At 65.3% G+C, this 12,151-nt stretch carries 1 protein-coding gene (cut by a window edge); it reads right to left on the bottom strand.

The window, feature by feature from the left end; genetic code table 11:
* A protein-coding gene (locus NRB20_RS33030) for a C2 family cysteine protease (RefSeq protein ID WP_153415345.1) crosses the window boundary here: on the bottom strand, window positions 1-12,138 show its 5' end (the start). Its footprint begins 37,434 nt before the window's first position; the window shows 12,138 of its 49,572 coding nt (coding positions 1-12,138); it begins with the start codon at window positions 12,136-12,138; its stop codon lies off the left edge, out of view.
* Window positions 12,139-12,151 lie beyond the last annotated feature (13 nt).

Below are 12,151 nucleotides of genomic sequence, written 5' to 3'. Positions count from 1 at the left end.
CAGGGAGTTGCCGCCGGTGGCCTGATAGCCACGAAGGGTGTCCGCCACGGTGCTGTCCGGGAGAACTTCACCCGTCTCCTGGAGCTGTTTCAGTTCCTTCGACACCGGTTCGCCGTTGTCGTTCACGCCGATGCGCGACAGGTCCGGTACCAGGCTGAGCTTCACCGAGACGAGCCGCGGAATGAACCACGAGCGGTGAAAGAAGCGCATGCGGTGCGTCGCCCCCGGCTTGCCGTTGGCCAGGGCGCGGAGGGCGTCGTCGTCCGTGGCCTTCGCGATGCGCGGCAGGACGGTGGGGTCGTAGGTGGTCGAGCCGTTCTCGGTGATGCCGGTCGCTTTCTTCTCCACAGCCTCGATCACCGTGTCGCGCAGGGCGTTTCGGGGGCCGTGCACCTCGACGTCGTAGATGGCCCCCACCTTGACGTTGCCCGTTCTCTTGAAGTCCTCAGGTAGGCCGTTACCGGGTACGAGCGGTTTCGGAACGTCCAGATCGGGGTGTGCCTGGACCAATGCCAGCAAATTCGGATGATGCCGCAGTTCGCTTTCGGTGAGGTAGAACTGCACGGCGTCGGGCACATCGATGAGGTAGGACCGCTTGCGGAGACCGCCGGGGAAGAAGTTCCGGATGGGGTTGCGCGGTGCAGCGGTGACGTTCAACAGGTACTTGGCGTCCGCGACGAATACGTACGCGCCGATGTAACTGGTGAACGAGGTGTCGTTGGTGGCCATGCTCTGGGCGGTGATCCGCGTTTCGCCGGTCGCGCCGATCTGACTGCCACCGATCAGGTTGGCGTGACGTGTGGAGTTCGGGCCGTAGTAGCCGATGCCGGATAGGCCGCCATGCCCGCCGGTCTGGTCGGGTTGGGCATATGCGGTCTGCGAGGTGGTCGTCGTCAGCTGTTCGGCCTCGAACGACGGCTTGTTCTGCACTCTGATGTTGTCGATCAGGCCCAGGACATCGCCGGTGAAATCGATGCCGGCCAGGGCGCCGGGGGCGGTGGTGCTCGAGAAGGGGGCGGAGTTCTGGAATATCGCCGCGGTCAGGTTGCTCGGCGCCAACGCGCTGTGGAAGACCCCGCGCACCGTCGAATCCGGATTGATGGCCGGTTCGCCGAGCGCGACTCTACGGGTCCAGCGGCCGGTGCCGATGGTCTTGTTCGCCAGCCAGCGGGCCGCTCCGAGCAGCGAATTGCCCACGGCGGCCCAGTTCACGGTGGGTTCGCCGTCGTCGGACTGGTTTGCCTCCTGGGCCGCGAGTTGTTCGTCGGTGCGGAAGGCACCGGGGACGACCGGATCGGTGTCGGTGTTCTTCGTGGTCTCGTCGTCCGGCTTCGTGTCCGCGGATTTCGTTTCTTCGTTCGCCGGGGCAGTGTCGGTCGGATCCGGTTTCGTCCCGTCCTCGTCCTGTTTCGCTGCCGCCGCAGCTTCGGCCGCATCTTCCTTGATGCGCTCGAACAGATCGGTGATCGCCTTGTCGGCGGTCTCTCGGAGGATCTTGCTGCCGCCGGGGTCCTGCATCTTGGGATTACGTGGCAGATCGGCGGGCTGCTTGAAAGCCTCCAGCAGCGCTTTGTCCTTTTCGGGGTCGACCGCGCGGGCTGTGGGTGTCAATGGCGGTGTGTTGGTCGGCTTCTTGGACAGGGTGCGGTAGGTGGGGAGAGCGACTCGGATCCGGCCCATGCCGGTGCTGAGGATGCGACCGGAGGTGGGTTGGGTGGCGGGCTGAGCGGTTGGTTCGGTGCTGGGCTCGGTGGTCGTGTCGGGCTCGGCGGTTGCGGCTGGCTCGGCGGTTTTGCTGGGTTCGGCGGGTGTGGTGGCGTCGGCTGGATCGATGACGGGCTTGACGCTGGGTTCGGCAGCCGGCTTGGTCGAGTTGGTAGCCGGCTCGGTGCTGGTGACTTCGGTGCCGGGCTCGGTGGCGTCGGTGGTGCTGGTAACGGTAGCGGGGCTGGGTTCGGGTGGGTGCGTGTCGAAGATGTGCAGTTCGTTGTAGGTCGGGATGCCGAAGACCTCGCTGCCGACGATCGGGGCGAAGATGTTGCGCTCGTTGACCTTCCAGCCGTAGTCGAGGATCTTCGGTGCCGCGTGATTGTGTACGTAGGCGCCGGTGACACGGGCGAACGGTTGATGCTTGTAGCCACCACCGAGCATGTTGTCGACAGAGAAGTTTCCACCGAGATGCCAGGGCCACGCGTTCGAGTACTGCTCGCTACCGGAGGAATTACCGCCGTTGTAATTCATCGTCGGCACCTTGGGTATCGTCCGCTCGTGCGTGATGCCCTGGTGCGGGTCGGCGGGGTTCTCCATGTGCCGCTTGGTCACGATCATGGCGGTAACCTTTCGGACACCGGACCCCTCGGCGATCTCGAACGTGGGAGCTCTCGCACCACCCTGGATACTTTCGTCCAGCATCGCGCGCGGACCGGCCCTCAGCTGGTCGAGCGTGCGGTTGTTCTCCAGGCTGTCGCGCAGGAAACCCTCGTCCGACAGATATTTCTCGAGATCGTCGAGCAGCGGCGCGAGACCCTCGACGCTCAGCGGTGTCGTGGTCAGTCCGAGTTGCCGCAGGTGTACGAGTTCCCCCGGCGGATACAGCGGTTTCTCGGGCGCGGTACCGAGGGTTTTCAGGTTCGGCACCATCATGTTGACGGGATAGGTCTTCCCGGTGGCCAGCGGTGATCCGGGGGCGGGTTGCAGCGGAGGCGCATGGTTGCGGACCAGCTCGACACGGAGGGTCATATCCGGCGTGACGTGCAGGTAATCGCCCTTGTGTCGCAGGGTGCGCGCCGTCGTGCCGCCGAGACCGACGCTCTGGAGATGGCTCGCTTGGTAGGCCAGGCCTGCCCTGGGGAGGGTGAACCGGAAACCGGGGTTCTTCTGATAGCCGGTGGCCGGATTCGACTTGCCGAATTTGAAGGCCGAGGTGAGTGCCAGCAGGGCCCCGAGCGAGTTGACGACCCTGGTCGCACCCTGCACCGCCAGCTGGCGCACGGTGTAGAGTTCCGCGCGCGCGTTCTTGATGGGCGGGCCGGTGAGTTTCCGGCCGCCGTGCAGGTCGGCGGTGAATCGCAGATATCCGAGTTCGGCACCGGACTTCGAATAGAGTACCGGCGTGTCGATCGGCCCGTCGCTCCACATGATCGACAGGGCGCCGAGGAAATTTTCCTGCCGGAAGAATTCCCACAGCCATTCGAGCGATTTGTCGTCGATATTGTCGATCCGGGGCGAGAAAGATTTGAGGACGTCCGCATATATACGGTTGACATGCGGAATGTCGTGTGGTCCGTAGAGCGGGAATTCGTGCCGCAACCGTTCGATCGGCGCGGGCACCGTACTCGGGTCCGCCGGATCGATCGCGGGCAGCTCACCGCTCTGGGTCATGTACTGCGGGAAGTACGCCTGTAGCAGGCTCGGCGGCTTCTCGGTGATAGGATGCCAACCCTTGGTCATCTGCTCGGGGGCTCGCAGGTCGGCCATCCCGTCGCCGACGCGCACCTCCCAGCTCGGGGCGAGGTCGTGCAGATCGTGCATGCCCTGGCTGCGCAGCTTGGCGATGGTTTCGACCTCGGAGGAGATCCGGATGTCGGTCTGCATCTCGTTGAGTTTGAAATCGCCCTGTCCGGTCAGGCTGGTCTTGTGGACGGCGCCCTTGCTCACCTGGCCGGAATGTGCATAGGAGAAGGATCGGAGATTGGTGTTGCCGAGCGTTCTCTTGATATCGCTGACGAAACGCTGGAAATGCTGGACCCGGGATACGGCCATATCGTCGGTCGGCTTGCCGGTCTTCTTCGGTGGCCCGAGGGAACGCACCGTGAGACGGATAGAGGCCGGATATCTCGTGCCCTTGTACGTCACCGGTATCGGCATTCCGGACTCGCTCAGCAGCCGTGACCATTCGTGGCTGAGGAGTTCGGCGGTCAGCGTCCGGTTGACGTCGGCGCGGAATGTGCTGTCCGGACCGCGGGTCGCCTCCACCTGATCGATCACGTGCTGCCGCAACCAGTTCACGGTCTCCTGCGGAACCCGCTGGAAATCGATGAGGTTCTTGGCACCGTCGCGCTTGGTGCCGAATTCCTGCATTGCCGGACTCAGCGTGGGCGACGGCGCGGCATCGGGCTGCTGGGTGCTGGCCGTCGGCTCGGTCGGTGGTGCCGATGCCTTCTCGGTGGTGTCCGGAGTCTTTTCGGTCGAGACGGCAGGGTCCGGCGCCTTTTGGGTGGAGTCAGTGGAGCCCGTGAGCTTCTTGCTCAGGTCCTCCGGTTCCGCGGCGGCTGGTTCCGGCTGCGAGAGCGGCTCGCGGACAACACTTCCGGCTTCGGAGGCCGAATCCTCCTCGGGAATGGTCGAAAGTTCGGAGTGGAAGAACGTCAGTCGGCGAACCTGGCTCACAGGGGTGGTTGCAGTGGGCTGGGCGGGGAGTTCTGGCGGCGAATTTTTCGCGAGGTCCTCGAGACTCTCCGTGGAGTCGCGGAGAACGCCGCCCTCGTCGTCGACGGATTCGGTGTCGGAACTCAGCCAGGTTGTCTCGTCTGCGGACGAATTCTCCTCGGGGAAGTCGTCGGCGTTCATCGATCCCGGCTCTGCGAAATCGTCCGTCGGCATGCTCTCGGGTATCTGCGGGAGTTCTTCGTGCTGCTGCGCTGTGCTGGGTGCGGCAGTGGTGCCGGTGAAACCTCGGAAGAAGTCGACCGCTGGTTCTCGGGGCTCCGTGCTCGGCGCGTATTTGTCCGGTTCTCGAATCTCCCACGGATCGCCGGGCATGATGTCGACGGTTTTCACCGGTACCTGTCGGAGGTAATTGATCAGGTTGTCCCGGGTTATGGGCCCGACGTACTTGGAGTCGTAGGTGTGTACCTCGCCTCCGTGTTCGGTGAAAGCTATCCGGAGGAACTCGTGGTCGGTCGGTGTGTTGAACCACAGCATGGTTCCGTTGAGGTCATCGCCGCTGGTTTGTTGCAGCCATTGCGCCGCGTTGTGTGCTGTGTATTCGCGTACGAGGCCGTTTTTGTCGGTGTAGGGGATGTTGTCGGCGTGTGTGTTGTTCGAGTTCGATTGTTCGGCGTGGGGGGAGTCGTTCGTGTCGGTGGGGGTGTGTGTCGGATCGTCGGTTCTGCTCGGATCTTGTGTGGGGTCGGGTGTTTGTCGATGGTTCGAGCCGGTGGTCTGTTGTGGGGTGTTGGTGAGCGTGCGTGCGGAGTGGAGGTCGAGGTTGTGGCCGAGTAGTTCGGACAGCGTTGGACGGGCCCGACTTGCTCCGGCGTGTCGCGGCGCGAGTAGCTGGTCTTCGACTTTGCGTTGGATTTCGGGGTAGGTGTGTTCGCGGAGATGTTGTTCGGCGTTGCGGAGGTCGTTCTCGGTCTTGGTGAGTTGGGTGTGGGTGGCCTCGGTCTGGTGTGTCTGGTGCGCGGTGTGGGCTTGTTGGTGTGCGGTGGATGCTGTCTGATATCGAATGACCTGTGTGGTGACCCCGTGGTCCTGGACCGGTGTGTAGGTGTCCTCGGTGGAGACGAAGCGTTGGAAGGTTCCGGGGTAGCCGCCGTTTTTGTTGGGGCCGGAGCCGCCGCGTTGGGCGCGGCCGATGATCTGGACCCAGGTGCGTTCTCCGGCGTTGGGGCCGATGGTGGTGATGACGAGGGTGCCGCCGAGGGCGAGGGAGTCTTTGTCGGGTTTGGGGCTGGCGCCGCGGCCGTCGGTCTTGTGGCCGAAGTGTAGGCTGCCGGGTGCGCCCCAGGCTTCGGTTTGTTTGTTGGCGAGGGTTTCCGCATCGCTGCTGTTGCCGTGTTCGTCGTACCATTTGGCGTCCCGGACGGTGTAGTCGAGTTTGATGGTGTCCGCGACGCGTAGTGGGGGTTGATTGTTGTCGGCGCGTTGTTGGTTGAGCTGTGCGACTTCCGCGCGCACGCGGTCGTCGGTGATTTTGTCGACCCAGTCGGTGATGCCGAATTCTTCGGGTTTTTTATCGCGCCAGGTGTGGAGTTCGGTGGTTTTCGTGATCCGGCCGTCGTCGCCGTATTCGATGCGGACGTCGTGGCCGCGGATGTCGAGGTTGTGGTGGACCTGCCATTGCGGGCGGCCGTCTTGGACGGCGCCGGTGACGACGCCGTTCTCATCGTATTTGAGGGTGATTTTCCCGTTGTGGGCGATGGCTTCCTGGACGGTCGCTTCGGCGGCCGCTTCGAGTTTTTGTTCGCGGGTGTCTTTTACTACGTCGTCGTTGCGTTTGATCGTGTCGTCGTAGAAGTTCTCGACGCGCGGTACCGGTCCGATGCCGTGTTGGTCGTAGAGTGCCTTCTCCACGTGCGTCAACGTTCCGGATACTCCGGAGGGCGAGTGCAGGAAGCTGCTGCCGACGATCTGCCCGAATCCCAGATACAACGCTTCGGAGGAGTGGTTGGCCTGGATTTCCACTCCGGACAGGGCGTCGAGGTATTGGCCGATGTTCTGGAGGCGGTTCTCGCGGATATCGGTGGTGGTCTTGCCCCGTTCGAGCATGAGTTTGTCGGTGTTCTGATGCTCCAGGAGTCCGACGCGGGGTGCGGCTCCGTTTTTCCCGGGGGAGATGATGTAGTGCAGGCCGCGGGTCATGCCCCAGCGGGCCAGGGCCGCGTTGGTGTACATCTCGGCGTCGGGGTGGTCACGGGTCAACCTGGGGCCGGGGATCTTGTTGAGTTTCTCGAGCGCGGTGTCGGTCAGTTTCGCGCGCCACATGCCGGTGGTGCGTTCGGGGCGGTCGAAGTCGCGGTCGGTGAGGGTGTGGAGTTTCTCCGCGGCCACCACCCGATCCGTCACCTGTTTGATGTGTGCGGCTTTCTCGGGGGTTTCGGCTTGGGGGCCGGTCTTGGTCAGGACCGCCTCCTGGCCGTCGTGCATGGCGGAGTCGAATTCGTCGCCGGTGTAGATGCCCTTGGGGAACGGCTCGAACCGGCGGTCCAGGCCGTGTTTCGTGGCGGCTTCGTCCAGGCGGGTTTTCATCTCGTCGAGTTTGGGGCGTTCGTCGTTGAGCCACCGGTGCAGTTCGTCGACTTCTTTCTGGGGGGCTTTGGTGGCGAGGTCGTCCAGCATCGCGGAGGCTTCGCGTAGTGCCCGGAATTGGAAGGTGTGTTTGGTGCCGATGATCACCCCGTTCTCGGGTATGGGTTGGTCGTCGAGCATGCGGCCCACGTTGACCAGGGGTGCTCCGGTTTTGGGGTGGGCGAATGCTTTGACCAGTGTTTCCATCGAGGCGACGAGGTTGTCGCTGCTGGTGCTGCCGTAGGCGGTGTCGTGTTCGAGGGCGTCGGTGAACAGTCGCATCGCCATCAGCATTTCCTTGCCCTGGCCGGTGCCCATGTTCGCGGTGCGCAGCAGGAAGCCGAGCATCTGGTTCTTGCGGGGGGCGAACCCTTCGTCGTGGTGGCGTTGCACGTAGTCCGAGAGGTAGGTCAGGCGTTGGGTGCGGGTGCCGGTGCGCATCAGCTCCCGGATCTGTTCATCGCTCATCCGCGGCACCGGGCTCTCACCGTGTTTGTCGGTCAGGAGGTGCTCGTTGTGGACCGACAACGCCGCGAAGACGTCCTCGGCCGCGGCCATCCGCTTGGCCTTGATCGCCTCGAACGCCGGGTCCTGCCAGGCCAGTCCGTTGTCGAAGGCGTCCTTGTCGGCCTTGCCGGCTTGTTCCAGGGCCTCGACCCGGCGGCGGATCACCTCCTGGGCGACCTGGTCGAGTTTCTCGTGTGCGCGCGTGTAGGCGGCGGTGTGGGTGTCGAGCTCGGATTTGAGGGGGGACAGGTCCGGGTCGTTGTCGTCGCGGCGGGTCAGCCCGTCGCGTAGCTGCTGGGCGCGGGCGTGCACATCCTGGTCGAACCGGAGGCTGTCGGCGATCGCTTGCAGGGCCCGGTCGTCGTGACCGCCGCTGGTCCGGCGGAAGAAGCGGGCGATCGCGTCGCTGCGTTTGTGCGTGTTGTCGCGTTCGTCGCGCGCGATCGCCTCTTCGGCGTGCCGCTCGGCGATCGCCTTGTCCAGCGCGGTGTGGTGGTCCTCGGTCGCCTTGTCTCGTGCGGCGTGGTCGTTCCTGGGTGGGAGCGTGGCGCGTAGCAGTGCCTCGTGTTCGATCAGCTCGCGGCGTAGCTGGCCGGCGCGGGTGTTGATGGTGCTGCGCAACTTGGTGAGATGGTCTGCGCTGGGCTCGGATTCGGCGGTCGCGTCGCGGTGGGCCTGACGTGCGTCGGCCAGATCCCGACGTGCGGACTGCACGCGCGCGTCGGCCTCGGCGGTGCTCTTGGCCAGATTGCCGTATCGGCGGGCCTCGAGGTCCGCGGCCCGCTGATGGTAGGCGTCGCGGCTCGTGGTCCAGGCCGCGCGGGTGTCGGTCAGTTCCTGCTGCGCGGTATGCAGCTGCTTCTCGGTTTCGATGCGCACGGTCGCGGCCTGTTCGTCCGCCTCGTGGACGCGTTGTTCGGCCTCGGTCGTGAGGATCGTGTACTGGTGATCGACCGCGTGATCGACCGCGGCGTTGTGCTCGGCGCGCGCCTGTCGCAGCTCGGTCTGGGCCTGCTCCAGATCGGTTCGGGCCTGATCGAGATCTCGACGCGCCTGGGCCACCGCCGGATCATCCGGAGGGGCGGGCTTGTTCGAATGCCCTGCCGCATCCTGACTTTCGGCGTTGGCCGGGTGTTCGGGCGGGTCCGAGTGTGCTGGGGTGTTCGCGCGCTTCGGGTCCGGTGTGTGCCCGGCGTCGTTCGTGCGCTGCGAGTCGTCTGTGTGGTCGGTTTGAGGCGAATGCTCCGCCTCGCTCGTCCGAGCGGGGGTGTCCGTGTGCTCGGCGTCGTTCGTGCGTTCGGGGTCAGGCGAGTGTTTCGGGTCGTTCAGGTGTTCGGGGGCGTTCGAGTGCTCGGCGTTGGTCGAATGCTGCGGGACGTCTGTGTGTTCAGGGCTGTTCGAGTGCTCGGTGGTTTTCGGGTGTTCTGTCTGCGTGGCCTGTTCGGCTTGGGAGGTCCGCTTGTGTTCGGCCTCAACGGTTTCCAGTGCCCGCAGGCGGGTCTCGTATTCCTTGGTGGCGGTCTGGTACTTCGCGGTGGCGTCGTCGAGTCGCTTGCGGGTGTCCAGGACGTTCTGATCCTGGGTATCGCCGCCGCGGATCTCCTGGGCCAGTTGGTTGCGCCGGTCGATCTGCCGCTTGTCGAGGCCGGAGGCGTCCGGGTGCGAGTCCGACTTCAGATACGGGAACCAGTCTTCCGGTGGCGTTTGGTCGTTGGTCCTGCTCCCGGAGGTCTGGTCGGCGGAGCCGTGCCCGGTGGTGTCGTCATCGGATTTGTCCGCGGGGGGCTGATCGTCGGTGTTGTCGGTGTGTTCGGGTGGGGTGTTCTCGGGGGTGGGTTCGTTGGTGACGGGCTTGCCGTTGTGGTCGAGGTGGCGGAAGTTTTCGGCGCGTTCGATGTTGGCCAGGTCGGTCTTCAGGACCTCGGCCAGGCGGTCGCGGTTCGGGGGGTAGGGGTGGAGGTGGTCGGTGAGGTGGTGCAGGACGCCGTGGCGGGTCCCGGCGGTCCCGGCTGCGTGTATGCCGAGTTTTTCGAAGGAGGCGTGGGTGATGACGGTGCCGAGTTCGGGGGCGAGATAGATGTTGCTGTTGCGGTCCACGACCAGTAGTTGTCCGCGGGGGTGGGTGAACCAGGAGGTGATCTTGCCGCCGGGGGTGTGGACGGGTTTGCCGGTGGCTGCGGAGTACAGCTTGCCGTCGTGTTCGACCACGCGGTACTGCTCGGCGAGTTTCGGTGTGAGATACCAGGGTTCGGGAACCTTCGGACCCGCGGTCGTCTCGTCGGGGTGACCGGTGTCCTGGTGTGTGGTGAGGGGGTCCTCGGGGTGGGTGAGGGTTTCGTTGCGTGGGGGGACCGGGATGTCGGTGCCCTCGAAGAATGGTGGGTGTTCGCCGGCGTCGCGGGCCAGGACCTCGGCGAGTTGGCGGAGCAGGCCACCGATGCCGGGGATTCGTAGGAGTAGTTCTTTGGCGATGGCGCTGTGCCCGCGTCGGCCCTCGCTGCCTCCGGAGCTCTCGTGGTTCGGGGCGGACGGTGTGCCCGCGGCCGGTTTGGCGCGTCCCGGGCGACGGCTGGGGCGCTTACCGCTCGGGCTCGCGTCGCTGTGTGGAACATTCGGCGCGACAACGATTTCCGGGTTGTGGGTGGATCCGGTGTCGTGTGCCGTGTGTCGTTGGACGTGGATCTCGGTGATGCCCAGTTGTCCGAGCAGATCGGTCAGACCTTTGCGCCCGAGACGAACCTCGGTGCCGTCGCCGTGCGTGAGGACCTGATGGCCGTTCTTGGTGACGATGGAGAACGCGCGGTCCCCGCTGCCCAGGTGCGAGACGGTCAGCTGTCTCTCATTGTCGGACAACGATTTCGGGACCGTTGTGGTGGTCGCCTGGTACAGCGCGGTGTCGTGATCGCCCAGCAGCGCCATATCGTCCGCGTCGTGCAGGGCGCGGCGCCATTTCTGGAATTCCTTGCCCGACACCGATTCCCACTGCTTACCGAGCGTATTTGCCTCGGTCTCGGCATCTTTCCAGGACTGCACCGGCCGGTCGGCTGGCGCGTGCGGCAGCGGCGAGGCGCGGACCACAGTGCCGTCGTCGTGCCCGGCATCGCGTTGCGGGGCGGCGGGATCGCGTTGCGGGGCAGGGGAATCGGTGCGGTTGATCGCCGAGCGCGGGTCGTCCTTGGCCAGTGGCGTGCTCGGGCCGGTCTTGGTCAGTGGTGTGCTGGTGTCGGTCTTGATCGGTTGTCTGGGGGCGGTTCCATCGCCCGCGAGCGGGCGCTCGCTCGCGGAGCTGCGTGGGTTGTCGGTGACCGGTTCGTTGGTTCGGCCGGCTTCGAGCGAGGAGCGGGGCGAGTCGGGACCGGTCGAGACACCGGCGCGGCCCTGCGGGGAGGGGGTGCCGTCCCGGGATATCGGGGAACTCGCACCCCGCCCGCTGGTAGGCCCATCGGGGGTCTGCTTGATCGAGGACGACAACGGGTCCGAGCGATTGAGTTTCGACGAACCCTGCGAGGCGTCTGCTCGGGGCAGTGGACTGCTCTGCGGTACCGAGCCGTCCCGGCCCGACCCCGGCGGGCTCGCTGGTTCCCGGGCGAGCCCGCTGTCGGGCTGGTTGCTTCGGTTCTCGGGCAGGTTCGCGCTCGGCCCCGGTTCGGTGGACCGGTCCTCGGGCAGGGCGTGAGAGTCGTTGTCGCCCTTGCTGATGACGGAGATACCGTCGGACTCGGGGGGGTTGATACCGGAGTGTTCGGCGTCGGAATGCGTGGAATCCGCGAGGCTGTGGGCGTCGGAGTGGGTGGAATCCGCGAGGCTGTGGTTGTCGGGCTGCACGCGAATGCTGCTGCTGTTCTCGACATGCGGTGTGCTGCCCTCGCCACCCGCCCGCTGCATACCATTCTGGCTGCTGTGGGAGCTGTTGCTGAACATGCTGCTGCGGGAGGTGGTGCTGTCGACGCTGTTACTTCTCGACAGGCTGTTGACCTGGCCGTTGTCCTCGCTGCCGGTGCTGTGCGACCGACCGTCGGCGGAGCCGGTGCCCTCGAGGCTGTTGCTCCGCGACAAGCCGTTGCCGTCGAGGCTGTTGCTTCGGGACAGGCCGTTGGTGGAGCTGTTGCTGTCGATGCTGTTGCTGCGCGACAGTTCGTCGCCCGTGCTGCCGGCGGACAGACCGTTCTCGGCGTTGTGGTCGCCGGTGCCGCTGGCGGCGGAGTTGCTGCTGGCCTTTGCGGACCCGCTCCCGTTGCCCTCGCCGTTGCCGTTGCTGTTGCCGTCGGCACTCGACTGGCCCTCACCGTTGTGGGGAGATTCGAGGTTGCGCTGGCCGGTGGGTCCCTCGGCCTGAGTTTGATCACCGCTGAGGCTGCTACGTGGGGTGCTCTCGGGTGTCTGCCCGTTGCCGTTACCCTCCGAATTCTCTGGCGGCGCGACCGATTCACCCGCCTCGGAGGCCTCACGCGCCAACGCGGCGGGATCGACATTCGTCTCTCCTGCCTTGTACGACCCCGTGGATGTGCGATGCCCCCGGATCCCACCGGTCATCGCCCCGGCCACACCCGGCAACAAACCCGCCGGAGTGAACACGAACTCCCCGGTCACCATCGCCCCCGCGACCGACCCACCGATCATGCCCCCCACACCA

It is taken from the genome of Nocardia macrotermitis (assembly GCF_009604405.1).
Lineage (GTDB): Bacteria > Actinomycetota > Actinomycetes > Mycobacteriales > Mycobacteriaceae > Nocardia > Nocardia macrotermitis.
This window is presented reverse-complemented; position numbering and strand designations above follow the sequence as displayed.